The 15,187-nt window shown below is 48.7% G+C and carries 14 protein-coding genes; 5 read left to right on the top strand and 9 right to left on the bottom strand.

Annotated features, from left to right (window positions below; genetic code table 11):
- Positions 1–68: 68 nt before the first annotated feature.
- Positions 69–515 (bottom strand): DinB family protein, encoded by a 447-nt coding sequence (locus VGN67_RS08630; protein ID WP_327486402.1) that lies wholly within the window; start codon positions 513–515, stop codon positions 69–71.
- A gap of 274 nt (positions 516–789) precedes the next feature.
- On the opposite strand from VGN67_RS08630, the gene VGN67_RS08625 reads away from it, so the two are divergent.
- Positions 790–1,545, top strand: a complete 756-nt coding sequence (locus VGN67_RS08625; RefSeq protein ID WP_327486401.1) for a M48 family metallopeptidase — start codon at positions 790–792, stop codon at positions 1,543–1,545.
- 163 nt (positions 1,546–1,708) lie between these two features.
- Here the strand turns inward: VGN67_RS08625 and galU are convergent, their stop codons facing one another.
- Positions 1,709–2,581, bottom strand: coding sequence for a UTP--glucose-1-phosphate uridylyltransferase GalU (gene galU / locus VGN67_RS08620; RefSeq protein WP_327486400.1), 873 nt, complete (start codon positions 2,579–2,581; stop codon positions 1,709–1,711).
- A gap of 205 nt (positions 2,582–2,786) precedes the next feature.
- A complete protein-coding gene (locus VGN67_RS08615; RefSeq protein ID WP_327486399.1) occupies positions 2,787–3,782 on the bottom strand; it encodes a GHMP kinase in 996 nt (331 codons plus the stop codon).
- A 403-nt stretch (positions 3,783–4,185) separates the two neighbouring features.
- On the opposite strand from VGN67_RS08615, the gene VGN67_RS08610 reads away from it, so the two are divergent.
- Both VGN67_RS08610 and VGN67_RS08605 read left to right on the top strand, forming a co-directional pair.
- On the top strand, positions 4,186–5,337 hold the full coding sequence (locus VGN67_RS08610) for an ArnT family glycosyltransferase (RefSeq protein WP_327486398.1): 1,152 nt from the start codon (positions 4,186–4,188) through the stop codon (positions 5,335–5,337).
- A gap of 89 nt (positions 5,338–5,426) precedes the next feature.
- Positions 5,427–6,155: a glycosyltransferase family 2 protein gene (locus VGN67_RS08605; RefSeq protein ID WP_327486397.1), complete on the top strand. Its 729-nt coding sequence runs from the start codon at positions 5,427–5,429 to the stop codon at positions 6,153–6,155.
- Positions 6,156–6,241: 86 nt separating this feature from the next.
- Here VGN67_RS08605 and VGN67_RS08600 read toward each other — a convergent pair whose 3' ends face one another.
- The 6 genes from VGN67_RS08600 to atpA form a co-directional block, all read right to left on the bottom strand.
- Entirely contained in the window at positions 6,242–7,243 is a 1,002-nt protein-coding gene (locus VGN67_RS08600; RefSeq protein ID WP_327486396.1) for a cytochrome C, read from the bottom strand.
- A gap of 172 nt (positions 7,244–7,415) precedes the next feature.
- Complete coding sequence (locus VGN67_RS08595; protein ID WP_327486395.1) at positions 7,416–7,955, bottom strand: YceI family protein; 540 nt, start codon at positions 7,953–7,955, stop codon at positions 7,416–7,418.
- A 140-nt stretch (positions 7,956–8,095) separates the two neighbouring features.
- Positions 8,096–8,272, bottom strand: a complete 177-nt coding sequence (locus tag VGN67_RS08590) for a hypothetical protein (protein WP_327486394.1) — start codon at positions 8,270–8,272, stop codon at positions 8,096–8,098.
- A 191-nt stretch (positions 8,273–8,463) separates the two neighbouring features.
- A complete protein-coding gene (locus tag VGN67_RS08585) occupies positions 8,464–9,195 on the bottom strand; it encodes an outer membrane lipoprotein-sorting protein (protein WP_327486393.1) in 732 nt (243 codons plus the stop codon).
- A gap of 227 nt (positions 9,196–9,422) precedes the next feature.
- Positions 9,423–10,307 carry an ATP synthase F1 subunit gamma gene (gene atpG / locus VGN67_RS08580; RefSeq protein ID WP_327486392.1) on the bottom strand — a complete coding sequence of 295 codons (885 nt, stop codon included), beginning with the start codon at positions 10,305–10,307 and terminating at the stop codon, positions 9,423–9,425.
- A gap of 102 nt (positions 10,308–10,409) precedes the next feature.
- Entirely contained in the window at positions 10,410–11,990 is a 1,581-nt protein-coding gene (gene atpA / locus VGN67_RS08575; RefSeq protein WP_327486391.1) for a F0F1 ATP synthase subunit alpha, read from the bottom strand.
- Between the two features lie 290 nt (positions 11,991–12,280).
- Between atpA and VGN67_RS08570 the strand changes: the two genes are divergently transcribed.
- A complete protein-coding gene (locus VGN67_RS08570) occupies positions 12,281–13,039 on the top strand; it encodes an FKBP-type peptidyl-prolyl cis-trans isomerase (RefSeq protein WP_327486390.1) in 759 nt (252 codons plus the stop codon).
- Positions 13,040–13,050: 11 nt separating this feature from the next.
- Positions 13,051–15,162 (top strand): carboxy terminal-processing peptidase, encoded by a 2,112-nt coding sequence (locus VGN67_RS08565; protein ID WP_327486389.1) that lies wholly within the window; start codon positions 13,051–13,053, stop codon positions 15,160–15,162.
- Positions 15,163–15,187 lie beyond the last annotated feature (25 nt).

Below are 15,187 nucleotides of genomic sequence, written 5' to 3'. Positions count from 1 at the left end.
CCGTCCCAGCGGGGCACCGTCCCAATTACAAATTGGGGTTAGCTGGAAAATCAAAAACAGGTAAAGTACTACTCCGCCAGCGCCTGCCGGATCTGCTCCAGGTGGTGGGTGTTATGCCAGGCTATCTTCTCAAATTCATCTTTTAGGGTGCGCAGGCCGGTTTCGCTGTGGACGAAGGGTTTTTCGGCAGATGTTTCGTAATGGTACTTAGCCAGGTGGATGACACCCTCCCGCACGGCGGCGTAGATAGCCTTATTAATGGACAAGGGGAAGGTACTGTAGTCTAACTGCTCGTTCCAGCGGTCCTGGTCAAACGCCCAGATGACCTGCCTGGGCTCCGCTATAACCCGCCGTACCCGCTCGTAAAGTACCGTTTCGGCGTCGGCCAGGTGGTTGAGGAGCTGCCGGACGGTCCATTTGCCGGGGGCGTAGGATTTGGCCAGTTCGGTTTCCGGCAGGTCGAAGTACCTTAGCGTTTGTTGCCGGGTCATTTCCAGTTGTTCGGGGAGGTGCATAGGGGCTTGGGTCAGAAGTAGAAAGCTATCCCTAAAACTACGCAAAATTCTGTCGTTATGGCAGTACCTGCGTGGGCTATTCAAGGTAGGAAAGTCCTATGCTTTGTTTGTGTTTCTTTATTTAAAGTACTGTTAATGAATAGTTTATATCGAATAGTGTATAGCAACATGAAGTAAAATTCATGTTCTGGCATTAAACTTTTAATCCCGTACTATGTCCAACTGAGGAAGTGCCCGAAAGGCAGACTTTTGTTTTTAACTAAACACCTGAATCATGAAACGAATAGCAAGTATATATATAGTAGTGCTGGGACTGCTGGCAGTGCCGGTAGCGCAGGCTCAGAATCCCCACGCCGTAAAGGCCGGAGTAGACGCCCTCACGTCGCTAACGCTGACCAACGCGCAGGTAGCGCAGTATTCGCGGCAGGCCGTGCAACAAATGGACGCCCAGAACAAGGTAGCGGGTGCCAATGACCCTTATACCAAGCGCCTGAACCGCATTGTGAGCCGCCACCGTACCGTAAGCGGTATACCTATCAACTATAAAGTGTACCTGGTACCGGAAGTAAACGCTTTTGCCACCGCCGACGGTAGTGTGCGGGTTTTCAAAGGGCTGATGGACATCATGACCGACCAGGAAATCCTGGCCATTATTGGCCATGAGATTGGTCACGTGGTCAATAAAGATTCACATGATGCCATGAAGAGCGCCCTGCGGCGGTCGGCGGTACGTAACGCGGTTGCTTCGCAGGCCGGTACCCTGGGCGACCTTTCCCGTTCGGAAATAGGGGGCGTAGCCGATTACCTGCTGGGCGCTTCGTTCAGCCGGAATCAGGAAACCGAGGCTGACGATTACAGCTACCAGTTCCTGAAGAAAAACGGCTATAGTGTACTGCCACTGGCGTCATCGTTCGAAAAACTATCCAAAGCCGGAGGCGGACGGGTACCTGAGTTCCTTTCTACTCACCCCGACAGTAAAAACCGGGCGGCCCGTATCCGGGCCCGCGCCAAAAGCGAAGGCCGCCGGTAAGTAGCTGTTAGGTTATCAGGAGTTAGCTTTTAGTTTAGATGTAGTGTATAAAAAAGGCAGGTACCCGCGGGTACCTGCCTTTTTTGTCGTTTGTAGTCGACAGTTTTGGGTATGTTTTGACTTTTCTATTCGACAGTCCCGAAGGTGAAAGTACCTGTTTGACCTACGCTTCCTGCTGCGCCAGTAACGCTTCCAGAAACTTCCGGAACGGAGCGGCGAATTCCTTACGCTTGAGAGCAAACTCTACGGTGGTTTTCAGGTAGTCGAGTTTATTGCCAATGTCGTGGCGCTTGCCTTCGATCAGGTGCGAATAAATATTCTCGCGTTTGAGCAGGAGCAGCATGGAGTCAGTGAGCTGAATCTCGTTGTTTTTGCCCTTGGGTGTCTGCTCAATGGCCTGGAATATTTCGGGGGTCAGAATATAGCGTCCGGCAATGGCGAGGTTGGAGGGTGCTGAGGCTACCGCGGGCTTCTCGACCAGGGTGGTCAGTTCCATAATGGTGTCGCTTAGTGAAGTACCTCCCACTATACCATAGCGGTTTACTTTATCCTGAGGTACCTCTTCAACGGCTATCACCGACCCACCGTACTGTTCGAAGGTATCAACGAGTTGCTGCGTAACGGGTATCACCGAGTCCATGATGGTGTCACCCAGTAAGACCGCAAAAGGCTCGTTGCCCACGTGGTGGCGGGCGTAGTAAATGGCGTCACCGAGACCGTTAGCCTCTTTTTGCCGCACAAAATGGATATTGGCCATGTCGGCCAGGCGGCGCATTTCGGTATACCAGGCTTGGTCTTCTTTTTCTTCCAGGCGGGCTTCCAGTTCAAAGTTGCGGTCGAAGTGGTCCTCAATGGCCCGCTTGCCTTTGCCCGAAATAATCAGAATATCTTCAATGCCCGAGTCCACTGCTTCCTGTACTACGTACTGAATGGTGGGTATATCAATAATGGGGAGCATTTCTTTGGGCATAGATTTGGTCGCGGGCAAAAAGCGGGTACCAAGTCCGGCGGCGGGTATAACGGCTTTACGAATCATTTTTTTGGTAGGTAAAAAAGGAGGAAAGCAGGAAGGGAGGAAAGTACAACGTTTAGTACTATTTTACCTTACTCCTCTCTACTTCCATCATTTTAAAATTAGTTAAGATTTTAAACTTCTGAATTAATTAATTATTGACAGGAATTACCAAATTCTCTTCTTTCTATCTGTTTTTCGTTTTTCACTTCTCACTTTTAACTATAAGTTATACTATATACGGTCGGATAACGCGGGCGTTGTATTTTTTTAGCTCCACGAAGAGGCGGTTGAGCATGTCGTCGTCGCGATAAGTACCTATGATGGTTCCCCCCGAGCCGGCAAACTTGGCCGACGCGCCGCAGGCGCGGGCGGCGTTGATGAGTTGCTTGTTGGTGTCCGATACCTTGTATATGGTACAGCGCAGGTCGAAGTTCTGGTTCATCAAAGCATGTAGGTCGTCGGGGCGGCCTTCCTGTAGGGCCGTGCGGGCTTCTTCGGCCAATCCGGCAATCTGACCCATGGTCTGTACTACGTCGGCATCGCCGCGGTCAAAGCGGGCTCTGACGTCACTGTGTACTTTTCCGGATACTTTACTGAGCTGCGTATTGTAAGCCACATACAGTTTGGGAAGCAGGACCGGATCTATCCGCTCGTACTCGCCGTAGCCGCGTTGCCGGAGTAGTTCCTGGTCAAAGTTCATGTACACGCAGCCTTCGTAGCTCTGGATAACGCGGTCCTGAAGGCCGGCCGCAATGCCCAGTTCTTCCGACTCCGACGACAGTACCAGGCAGGGAAGTATTTCGATGGGTATCTCTACCTTGTAAAACTGCATGAGCGCCCGGAACAGCGCAACCAGGATGGCACTGGAACCCGACATACCTACCTGCCGGGGAATAGACGAGCGGTAGCGAACCGTGAAGTTGCGGTTAGGCAGGCGAATACCCTGCTCCTCGCAGTAGTCTCCAAATTTTTTGATTCCCGCTTTAATCAGGGGAATACCGCCGTTGTACCCCAGCATACTTACCGAGTCGCGCAGGTGAAAGATACTTCTAAAGGTACTTCCATCCTGAGGTTCGGGTTCAATGTGAAGCTCGGGTGACTCGTAAAGCGACACCGAGGTGCCAAAGTTACGTACGGAAATGGAAAGTGTTTTTCCAAAAAAACCATCCGAAGGATTGCCCAAAAGACCAGCCCGGGCGTAGGCGCGCGTTTCAATAATCAAGGGAAAGGTATTTTTTATCAATACTACAATTAAAGGACGACAGATGTTTTTATCCCCCTTAGCCAAATCAGCCCGAAATAACGGCAATTTTTTTCACTATACGTTTTAGTAAAATAGATCATAACCTTTTTGCCGCTGGAGGGTTATAGGTAACAGTTTACTATAATTCTATATTTTTGTCTTTCTTGTTACCCTAGTTAACCACCACAAACTACTCCTTAAGTCATTGGTTACTTTTTTTAAAAGAGAAGAAGCTTTAAAGTATTTGCTCCTGTTTGGAATTTTGCTTAGGGTGTTTCTCTATATCACGTTGCCCCCCTTCGGTGTTGATGCCCACGGAGAGATTATAAATTTTATAGTTGAAAGGGGGCGGCTACCCTTAACGAGGGAGGTGTTCTGTGCTATGCATCCCCCCCTGTACTACCTGCTGGCAACGCCCTTTTTTCTGTTTGACCACCTGACCAGCCAAAAGGTTACGCAATTCCTGTCCCTGCTGCTTTCGGCGGGTAATCTGTACATTCTGTACCTATTGGCCAGGAAGTTGTTTTCTGATGTGCTGGTGCGTAATATCAGTTTTTTACTGGCTATTTTTCTCCACTCCTACGTTACCTTTTCGCTCTACGTCTCCAACGATACCCTTACTTTTTTTATAGGTTCTCTGCTATTTCTTTTGCTGCACCGGTATATCTACAAGCCCACCCAGTCCAACGAAGTGGCTCTGGCCGTTGTCATGGGCCTGGGCCTGCTGACCAAAGGTACTTTCCTGGCTTTTGGACCGGTGCTGGGTATGGTAGTATTGCTTTCGCTCTGGAAAAAAGAAACCGCGACCCGTATTATCGTATTCCGGCTGCTGGTTTTTGGCTTTCTGTCGCTCAGCATTGGCTCTTATAAGTACATTGAAAACTACTACGCCGAGGGACGCCCCATTGTGCATAACATAGATTTCTTCCAGTACATGCCGGCCGATACCTACGTGGGTCTTAAAAGTATCTACTATTTTAATCTGAAGAGGCTGGTAAGGAACCCTACCTTTTTTCAGGGCGATCCTTTTCTCGAACATGTATACCCCATTATTTTCTACGCTACGTTCTGGTATAAATTCTCCGAGCCATTCAACGGCTTTGAGCTGGGGTCACGTACGTCGTTTAAGTACATAGGCAGCCTGATTTATCTGGTGGGGCTTGTACCTTCGCTGCTTATTATCCTGGGGTTTTTGAAAAAGAGCGTTTCCTCCGTCCGCTTTTTACGTACTATGAAAGAAAGCAGTGACTCCCTGTTTGCCAAAAAGCTGGAAGAAGGAGCCTGGCTAAGTATTCTTTTGCTGAGTGTCATTCTGGTTATCATTGCGGGCCTGAAGTACAACGTTTGGGTTTGTTTTCAGTCCCGGTTGTTTCTGCAGGCGTTTTTTTCGGTCATGTGGCTGCTGTATGTCGGGTTGAAAGCCGTCCGGAAAACCTCTTCGCTTTTGTTTTATGCCGGAAGCGCTTCCATACTGCTGGTTTCTTTTCTATATCTGGTATACTACCTGACTGAGGGTATTCATCTGCTTAGCTGACCAAGGCTTCCGTATAAAAGCCAGCGTCAGTACAATCAGCGAAGCCGGTAGGGTAACAACAAATTGATATTTTCCATATTTCTGCCTATATGAATCCAATTAAGAAATTGTCCATTATTATTCCCGTTTACAATGAAGGTAAAACCATCACGACGGTTCTGGATAAAGTAAAGGACGTACAACTTATTAACTCCATTACCAAAGAGATTATCATTGTAAATGATTGTTCGCAGGATAATACGGAGGAGCAGATTCTTTCCTACCAGAATCTTCACCGGCAGACTCAGGACATCAAGTACTTCAGGCACGATATAAACAGGGGCAAAGGCGCGGCGCTACGGACAGGCTTTCAGCAGGCAACGGGGGAAGTTTGCATAGTACAGGATGCGGATCTGGAGTATGATCCCAATGAGTTTAATTTGCTGCTAAAACCCATGATCGACGGCGTAGCGGACGTGGTGTACGGCTCACGGTTTATGGGGGGCAGGCCCCACCGTATCCTGTTCTTCTGGCATACCATTGGCAACAAGTTTCTGACGTTTGTGTCCAATATGGCGACCAATCTCAACCTGACGGATATGGAAACCTGCTATAAAATGTTTGATACGCGAATTCTGAAAAGTATTGAACTGGTGGAAAACCGGTTTGGGTTTGAGCCGGAAGTAACGGCCAAAATAGCACGGGTTAAGCGGATACGTATATACGAAATAGGTATTTCCTACTACGGACGTACCTACGATGAAGGCAAAAAAATAAACTGGAAAGATGGCTTCCGGGCTTTGTACTGCATCCTGAAATATGGTTTCCTGAAGCAGTAGTATATAGTAAGAAATAACAAAAGAGCCCATCCGGCCAGCTGATTATGCGCTGCATCAGGATGGGCTCTTTTGTTGTAAAAAATCCTTTACTTCATAGCCACGGGCTCTGTTATGGAGAACTTCTCTATTTTGTGTTTGATAGGCTTGACGGTACGCAGGTAGGCATAAATAGCTTTCAGGTCCTCCTCTTTCATTTTGGAGTACATGAGCCAGGGCATAATAGTCTGAAAATCTTTTTCACCTACCGTTTGTGGTGAATACGAGCTATCGGCATACGCTTTAAAACGAGCCACAAAGGCTTCTTCGGTCCAGTTACCCAGGCCGGTCTCCTTGTCGGGGGTCAGGTTGGCCGTCCGGACTACCCGTCCGTTTCCAACGCCCATTTCCCAGCCACCAGCCAGTTCCATACCCGGAAGCTTGTTTCCCTGGGCGTCGGGTTTGGTGTGGCACTCGGTACAGGCACCAATATTTGCCAGATAGCGGCCGTAGGCAACCTTGTCGCTGGGGTCCGGACGCTTGCCCGGCTGCTCTACGTTGGCCGGTATGGTATTCAGGATAAAATTAAAAGGAAAGGCAGGCTCCGACATTGGAATTTCGCTCTCTACTGCCGGAATGGTTCTCAGGTAGGCAATTACGTCTTTGATGTCCTCCGGGTCGGCCTGAGCGTAGTTTTTATACGGCATAACCGGGAATAACGATTTGCCGTGTTTGTTTACCCCGGTAGTAATGGTTCGGTATATTTCGCCATCGGTCCAGTCCTTGAGGCGGGCGGGGGTAATGTTCCGGGAGTAAAAAGTCCCCGGAAATCCCAGGCTTTCGTCAAACACTTCACCACCGGCACCAAATGTACTGGCTTCAAGGGGACCGGCAAATTTGGTAAAATCTCTTTGGCTGTGACAATCCATACACAGCATAACGTGGTTGGCGAGGTACTCGCCGTGCTGAATACGCTCGGCAGTAAGTTCAACGGTAAGCTCAGGGGCCTCGTCAACATCGGGGAGCACATAGGTGGTGTAGGCCGCAGCACCAAGGGCCGCTACTACTACCAGGCCAAGAAATACAGCCAGAATCTTTAAAAGTGTTTTCATTGCAAACAGGGTTTAGGAAAAAGGAAAAGATGGAATAGGGCAGGGATTGAGGCGTAGCTCGGCTTAAAGGTATGAGCTTCAGGGGACTAAACCAATGGAAAAAGCCAATAAAAAAAGGCACAGGCTGGAAAGCCTGTGCCCGGAAATAAGGCAAAGCAATAGTTGTATACGTTTATTGCTTTGCTACCTGTACATTTATAACCAGTTTTACCTCATCTGCCACTACTACCCCTCCGGCTTCGGTTACGGCGTGCCAGGTCAGGCCGAAGTCTTTCCGGTTTATTTTACCGCTAATTTCAAAACCAGCCTTATGGTTTCCGTAGAAGTCTACCATACTTCCACCGTACTCTGCGGTAAGTACTATGGGTTTGGTAACGCCCTTAATAGTAAAATCACCAGTTACTTTGTAGCTATCTTCTCCGGTTTTTTCGATGCCGGTAGAAACAAAAGTCAGTTTGGGGTACGTTTCAGCATCAAAAAAATCAGCGGACCGCAGGTGCTGGTCACGCTGCTCCTGGTTGGTGTCAAGGCTGGCTATATCGGCCGAAAACCGAATCTGCGCGGTTGAGAAATCTTCACCTTCGGTTTCTACGGTACCTTCAAACTGTTTGAATGATCCCGTAACGGTTGAGATAACCAGGTGCTTTACTTTAAATTGAATTTCTGAATGAGTGGGGTCGATAGCCCAGGTAGTTTTTACTGCGGTTTCCATACTTTTATAGGGGTTTATTTTTAAATGTTAATACATTTAGTGTATATACATACAAAATTCCAAAAAAGTTTGCTTATACGTAAAAAAATCCCGCACCGTATAGGTGCGGGACTGTAACTGGCTGTGAGTGAAAAAGAAAGTTATTCCTTTTCATCCGTGGTATTTTCCTCATCTTCCTCACTACTGTGGTTAATACTGGGGTCCTCCGCCGGGGGAGTAGTAGGGGGGGTATTGGTGGGGTAAGAAGTATAAACCGGGGGCTCAATGAGTTCCTTGGCGGTGCCAGGTATGGCGGGTTCTCCTCTTCTACGTGTCATAGCTGTATCTTTTTAGTTCAACTCATAAAATATATGAGTTGAACTACTGAAACAATCGTTCCATTTCGAAGAAGCGCCTAAAGTACCATCAATTGGGGAATTAGTTCTATTCCTGGGGAGCTGAAGTGCTCCTTCCTGCCAAAAAAAGCCACCGGCGATGAGACCGGTGGCTTTAAGAACGGGCGTTGGATTTAATTTTTGGGCATGGCAAAAATGCTCTCATCCACTACCGGATTAACCTGAACCGATTTTACAACCATAGTCATGGCACCGGGCATAGCAGGCGATTCTATCTCGGCCGAAAAGGGGTAGGTGATGCCATCTACCTGTTTGAAGTTAGACTGGGTCATTTTGGTCTCTACTTCCTGTCCGCTCACGGTTGCTTTCACCAGCGTACGCAGTATATAGTAGGTATCTTTGGAAATATAATTTGTAATAACCATGCCATTAGTATTGGTCACTTTTACCACGTAAACGGGTGCTCCTTCCAGCGTTTCCTCGCCTATCAGCTCAGCTTTATACCCTTTAGCCATGTAGTTATGAAGACCCGTCAGGTCAATTTGTCCCGACATCGCATTGACCATTTCGTCGGGTAAGGGAGTAGGAGCGTTCTGGCCCATCATCGGGTTTATGCTCCAGCCGGTTTTTCCGTCTATGGCCTGGATTATCTTGGTACCCTGAATATCGGTTTCGCTTCGGAAACCGCGCTGTTGTACTATAGTCGTGGTAGTCGGTATTTCCATCCCCATTAGCTGCAAGGAGGCCTCAATCTTCATACTTTTGAGGCTGGAAAGCTTTTCGGCTCCGCCCATGGCTTCCACATGTTTAAAAATAATTTCTTCAACGTTCTGGGCCGAAGCGCTGCTTAGTATCAGTGCAAAAAAGGCCGCCATGACGACCTGAAAAAACCTTTGATTTCGCATAGGAAAAAGATAAAATTGATGAAAATAGTTAGGTAGTGGACCTTTCGGAATAAACGCTTTTTTAAAGATAGCATTTTATAGGCTGCAAATAACTTTCACTATCCGGTATTTAGTTGGTCGGTTCGACGGTGAGGTAACAGGTAAGTACCCGGGATAGTTGGCTCTGAAAAAAAACGGGACAGGCTGTCATAGCCTGTCCCGTTACTACTCTTATCTTCTGTAGGCTACTAGGCCGACAACGCTTCGGCACCCCCCACAATTTCGAGGATTTCTTTTGTGATGGCAGCCTGGCGGGTACGGTTGTATACCAGGCGCAGCTCTTTCAAAAGCTCCTGAGCGTTTTCAGTTGCCTTGTCCATAGCTGTCATACGGGCTCCGTGCTCAGAGGCATTAGATTCCAGTACAGCCCGGTACAGCTGAATTTTCAAAGTTTTAGGTATAAGCTCGTTTACGATTTCCGCTTCCGAAGGTTCAAAAATATAGTTAACCGTCGAAGTCCGGGTAGTAGCTGTTTCCTGGGCCGAAGCAATAGGTAGGTAAGGTTCGGTCCGGATAATCTGGGTAGCTACGTTCTTGAACTCATTGTACACTAGTTCTACCGCGTCGTACCGGCCATCCGCATAGGCGCTCATTACTGCTTCGGCGGCTTCTTTGACAGAAACAAAGCTCAGGCGGGTATACAGGTCCATAAAGCGGGTATCCACTTTAAAACCACGGCGGGCCATACCTTCCCCCCCTTTTTTACCAATCGCCAATATCTCCACGTTACCCCGGCTGGCCGGTCCGGCGTATTGGGTCCGGATGCGGTCTACTACGGCCTTTATAATGTTACTGTTAAAGGCACCGGCTAACCCACGGTCAGAAGTTACCATTATGATCAGTACTCTCTCAACGGGACGTACTCGGGAAAAGGGGCTTTCGGTGGCAGTTTCGGTACCCGCTGATACCGTAGCCAGCATTTCGCCTAATTTTTGCGCGTAGGGGCGCATTTGTAAAATACTATCCTGAGCTCGCCGCAGTTTGGCCGCGGACACCATTTTCATCGCTTTGGTGATCTGCTGCGTAGAGTTAACCGAAACAATCCGGTTGCGTACTTCTTTTAAGCTTGCCATGCGTAGACTAAAAGTGGAAGGCTAAAGCAGAAGAGAGGGAAATGCAGGGGCTGCACGTACCGCTCTCTTCCTGCTGTTGCTTATGTATTAGGTTATTTCAAATCAGGCTTTAAACTTAGCCGAAACGTCTTTCGCAACTTTTTCAAGAACGCCCGTGATGCTGTCGTCCAGCTTTCCGGCGCGCAAAGCCGCCAGCGTATCGCTGTGCTGAGCCGCCAGAACAGCCAGAAAATCCTTTTCAAACTCCCGTACCTGAGTCACGGGTACTTTATCCAGCAAACCTTTGGTAGAGGCGTAAATGATTGCCACTTGCTGCTCAACAGGTACCGGGCTGTACTGAGGTTGTTTCAACACTTCCAGGTTGCTGCGTCCCCGGTCAATCGCCAGCTTGGTAGCGGCATCAAGGTCTGAACCAAACTTGGAGAAAGCTTCCAGTTCACGGAACTGCGCCTGGTCCAGCTTAAGGGTACCGGCTACTTTCTTCATGGACTTAATCTGGGCGTTACCTCCCACGCGGGACACCGAGATACCTACGTTAATGGCCGGACGAATACCCGCGTTGAACAGGTTCGACTCCAGGAATATCTGACCATCGGTGATCGAGATAACGTTGGTAGGAATATAAGCCGACACGTCACCAGCCTGGGTTTCAATGATCGGCAGGGCCGTCAGTGAACCACCTCCTTTTACCTTACCAGCCAGTGAAGGCGGCAGGTCGTTCATGTCTTTGGCAATAGAGTCGTCATTTACAATCTTGGCGGCACGCTCCAGCAGGCGGCTGTGCAGGTAAAATACGTCACCCGGGTACGCCTCGCGTCCGGGAGGACGACGGAGCAGCAGCGACACCTCGCGGTAGGCAACGGCCTGCTTGGAAAGGTCATCGTAGATAACCAGGGCGGGACGTCCGGTATCGCGGAAGTACTCACCAATGGCCGCACCCGTAAACGGAGCGAAGAACTGCATCGGGGAAGGATCAGAAGCCGCCGCCGCCACAATGACCGTATAATCCATAGCGCCGTAGCGACGCAGTGTAGCCTCAATCTGCTTGATGGTAGAGGCTTTCTGGCCGCAGGCTACGTAAATACAGTATACCGGCTCGCCTTTGTCGTAAAATTCTTTCTGGTTAATAATGGCGTCAATCGCAACGGCCGTTTTACCGGTCTGGCGGTCACCGATGATCAATTCGCGCTGGCCACGACCAATGGGGATCATGGCATCTATCGCCTTAATACCCGTCTGGAGGGGCTCGTTTACGGGCTGGCGGAAAATAACCCCCGGCGCTTTACGCTCAACGGGCATTTCGAACAGTTCTCCCTGAATTGGACCTAAACCATCAATAGGCTCGGCCAAGGTATTTACTACACGTCCTACGATTTGATCACCCACTTTAACGGAGGCAATCTCACTGGTACGTTTTACGGTGTCACCTTCTTTGATTTCACTGTAGTCGCCCAACAATACGGCTCCTACGTTATCTTCTTCAAGGTTTAGGGCCAGGGCTTTTAAACCATTTTCAAATACCAGCAGCTCTCCTGCTTGTACTTTTGAAAGGCCATAGATCCGTGCTACCCCGTCACCGATTTGAAGCACAGTACCTACTTCTTCGAGTTCAGCCTCTGATTTGGCGCCAGCAAGCTGCTCACGCAAGATAGCTGAAACTTCGTCTGGTCTTACAGATACCATAATATAATTGACTTATTTTGAGTTTTGTAGAAATATTCTGGAAATATGCCGCAAATTTAGTGGTTTATTTTTTATAACAGATAGTACATTCAAAAAAACATCACCCTTAAAATTAGATTTTTCTAAGTTGAGACCGGGGTCGCCCGATTATCCCGCCTTTAAGCCGTCAATCATTATTTATTCTTACTCCACCAAACTTTTTTAGGTATAAGTTGTGTTTTTTAAGTAATTGATTTCGTTTTTTAGCCAATCAATTGCTAATCCATTTTTTTTCGTCTTAAATATTCCGAATGTACCTCAATTTGAAATCAGTGATTGCTACCGTAGCCTGTGCTACTTTACTGGCCGGGACTGTGATGGCGCAAACTCCCAAAAAAACTACTAAACCCGCATCCGCAGCTACAAAATCAGCCGCCAGACCCGCAGCCAGTGCTACCCCGGCTCTTACTATGACGAGTACCATTGACTCAGTAGCGTACGCGATTGGGGTCAGTGTGGCCGGATCGCTCAAGTCTCAGGGACTATCGGATATCAATACGGCTCTCCTGATGCAAGCGATCAACGAAACGCTGAAAGGAGGAACTACCGCGATGACAGCCGAGCAGGCCAACAAAACCATTGGAGAATATTTTCACAAGCAAACTGCCCTGAAGTCGGGTGAAAACCAGAAAATAGGCCAGCAGTTCCTGGAAGAAAATAAGAAAAGACAGGGAGTGACTACCACAGCCAGTGGCCTTCAGTATGAAGTACTTAAAATGGGAGAGGGACCAAAGCCCGCTGCTACTGACCGCGTCAGGACGCACTACCACGGTACTCTGGTTGATGGAACAGTATTTGATAGTTCAGTAGAGCGAGGCGAGCCGGTGGAGTTTCCGGTTAATGGGGTAATTCAAGGTTGGCAGGAAGCTCTGCAACTGATGCCCGTTGGCTCGAAGTGGAAATTATATGTTCCTTCGGAACTGGGGTACGGTGAGCGTGCTGCCGGCCCCGCGATTGGACCTAATTCTGCTCTCGTATTTGAAGTAGAATTGTTAGAAATCCTTAAATAGTTTTTAGTTATATGAGAAAGTACCTGATCACCCTGATACCTGTGGTGTTGCTGGGATGGCAACAGCGACCTGCGCCCGAGCGCGGCGATAAGCTGTCGTCGTCGTCGAGTACTGCTATAGAGGAGGAGTTGCAACCCACCGCGTCGCAGTTTCGCGCGGAGGCCCTGGTGACCCGCATTTTGAGTAATTATCATTATCGCAAAACAAAATTAACCGACTCGCTTTCGTCTGTAGTTTATGACAAGTACCTGGGTGATATTGACCACAACCGGATGTATTTTCTGGCCTCTGATGTGGCTCAATTTGAAAAATACAGGCATTCTTTCGACGATTTCCTGACTAAGGGTGAGCTTCAGGTACCTTACGATATTTATAACCTTTTCCGGCAGCGGTATAAGGAGCGTAGCGGATACATACAGAAGTTGCTCAGCGAGCCAAAGCCATTCGATTTTTCTAAGGATGAAACCCTGAATACGGATCGTGAAAAAGTGGAATGGGCTAAAAGCAACGAAGAGCTGAATGACATTTGGCGTAAGTACATCAAGAGCGAAGCGTTGGACCTGAAACTTTCGGGTAAGGCTGACTCAGCCGTGGTAACTACCCTGCGTGACCGCTATAAAAACCGCGACCGTGGTCTGGAGCGAATCCGCAGCGAGCAGGTATTCCAGATGTACATGAATGCCTTTGCCGAGTCGCTGGACCCGCACACCAGCTATATGTCACCTACCTCAGCCGATCGGTTCAAGCAGGACATGAGTCTTTCGCTGGAAGGAATTGGGGCGTTGTTGAGAGAAGAGGACAATTATATTAAAATTGTGGATGTTATTCCCGGTGGTCCGGCTTTCAAGGGTAAGCAGCTGAAAAAAGAAGATCGTATTACCGGAGTAGCTCAGGGAGACGATGGAAAAATAGTGGATATCGTGGGTTGGTTTGTGGATGACGCTGTAAAGCTGATCAAAGGACCCAAAGGTACGGTAGTTCGCCTACAGGTAATGCCAGCCAGCGCGCTGCCTAACACCCCGCCCAAAGAAATCCGGCTGGTGCGTGAAAAAGTAAAGCTGGAAGAGCAGGGAGCCAAGAAAGAAGTTGTTTCTATCAAGCAAAACGACAAAGAATATAAAATAGGGGTTATTGATATCCCCGCTTTCTACCGTGACTTCGAAGGAGCCCAGCAGCGGGAGAAGGAGTTTTCAAGTACTACCCGTGATGTGCAGAAACTGATCGAAGAACTGAAAACCGAGAAAGTGGACGGTATCGTGATTGACCTGCGAAATAACGGAGGAGGATCGCTGACGGAGGCTATCTCGCTGACGGGTCTGTTTATCAACAAAGGCCCGGTAGTGCAGGTAAAAGAGTCGATGGGCGAAATTGAAGTACAGGCTGACACCGATCCATCGGTGCTGTACAATGGTCCGTTGGCAGTTATTGTAAACCGTTTCAGTGCTTCGGCTTCTGAGATTTTTGCCGCGGCCATTCAGGACTACAAGCGTGGCCTGATCGTAGGTGAGCAAACTTACGGTAAAGGTACCGTTCAGACCCTGATTGACCTGAACCAGTGGATGCCCAAAGAAAGTGAGCAGCTGGGTCAGGTAAAAATGACCGTTGCGAAGTTCTACCGGATCAACGGTAGCAGTACGCAGCTGCGCGGTGTAATGCCCGACGTAGAGCTACCTACCGCCTTCAAATTGAACGAATACGGTGAAGGTTCACAAACCAGCGCTTTGCCCTGGGATCAGATTGCCTCCACCCGCTTTGAGGTAACGAACAACATCAGCGATAAGCTGGTCGCTAACGTGAGAGAAAAGTACAACCAGCGCCTGCGTAGCGACGATGAGCTGAAAAAGCTGTCGGATGACCTGGCCACGTTCCGGAAAGCGCGGGAGGAAAAAACCGTATCTCTGCAGGAATCGAAGCGTAAAAAAGAACGCGAAGAAGCCGAGAAAAAGCGGGCGGCCCTCAACCAGCTGGGTGAGTCAGAAGTAGACCCCGATGCGGAGGAAAGTACCACCGCTCAGGCCGAAACCAAGAAGAAAGATGTGTATGTCAACGAAACCGGGCGTATTCTGGCCGACTTGATTGCTATTTCCAAGGAACCCAGCCTGGCAGGTACCAAGAAAAAATAGTGTGATTAAATTATAGAACAAAAAG

This window comes from Telluribacter sp. (assembly GCF_035998675.1).
Lineage (GTDB): Bacteria > Bacteroidota > Bacteroidia > Cytophagales > Spirosomataceae > Telluribacter.
This window is presented reverse-complemented; position numbering and strand designations above follow the sequence as displayed.

Excerpts from the sequence above, each read along its gene's own strand:
- VGN67_RS08630 (WP_327486402.1), bottom strand. The coding sequence starts at position 515 with ATGCACCTCCCCGAACAACTGGAAATGACCCGGCAACAAACGCTAAGG.
- VGN67_RS08625 (WP_327486401.1), top strand. The coding sequence starts at position 790 with ATGAAACGAATAGCAAGTATATATATAGTAGTGCTGGGACTGCTGGCA.
- galU (WP_327486400.1), bottom strand. The coding sequence starts at position 2,581 with ATGATTCGTAAAGCCGTTATACCCGCCGCCGGACTTGGTACCCGCTTT.
- VGN67_RS08610 (WP_327486398.1), top strand. The coding sequence starts at position 4,186 with ATGCATCCCCCCCTGTACTACCTGCTGGCAACGCCCTTTTTTCTGTTT.
- VGN67_RS08605 (WP_327486397.1), top strand. The coding sequence starts at position 5,427 with ATGAATCCAATTAAGAAATTGTCCATTATTATTCCCGTTTACAATGAA.
- VGN67_RS08600 (WP_327486396.1), bottom strand. The coding sequence starts at position 7,243 with ATGAAAACACTTTTAAAGATTCTGGCTGTATTTCTTGGCCTGGTAGTA.
- VGN67_RS08595 (WP_327486395.1), bottom strand. The coding sequence starts at position 7,955 with ATGGAAACCGCAGTAAAAACTACCTGGGCTATCGACCCCACTCATTCA.
- VGN67_RS08590 (WP_327486394.1), bottom strand. The coding sequence starts at position 8,272 with ATGACACGTAGAAGAGGAGAACCCGCCATACCTGGCACCGCCAAGGAA.
- VGN67_RS08585 (WP_327486393.1), bottom strand. The coding sequence starts at position 9,195 with ATGCGAAATCAAAGGTTTTTTCAGGTCGTCATGGCGGCCTTTTTTGCA.
- atpG (WP_327486392.1), bottom strand. The coding sequence starts at position 10,307 with ATGGCAAGCTTAAAAGAAGTACGCAACCGGATTGTTTCGGTTAACTCT.
- atpA (WP_327486391.1), bottom strand. The coding sequence starts at position 11,990 with ATGGTATCTGTAAGACCAGACGAAGTTTCAGCTATCTTGCGTGAGCAG.
- VGN67_RS08570 (WP_327486390.1), top strand. The coding sequence starts at position 12,281 with ATGTACCTCAATTTGAAATCAGTGATTGCTACCGTAGCCTGTGCTACT.
- VGN67_RS08565 (WP_327486389.1), top strand. The coding sequence starts at position 13,051 with ATGAGAAAGTACCTGATCACCCTGATACCTGTGGTGTTGCTGGGATGG.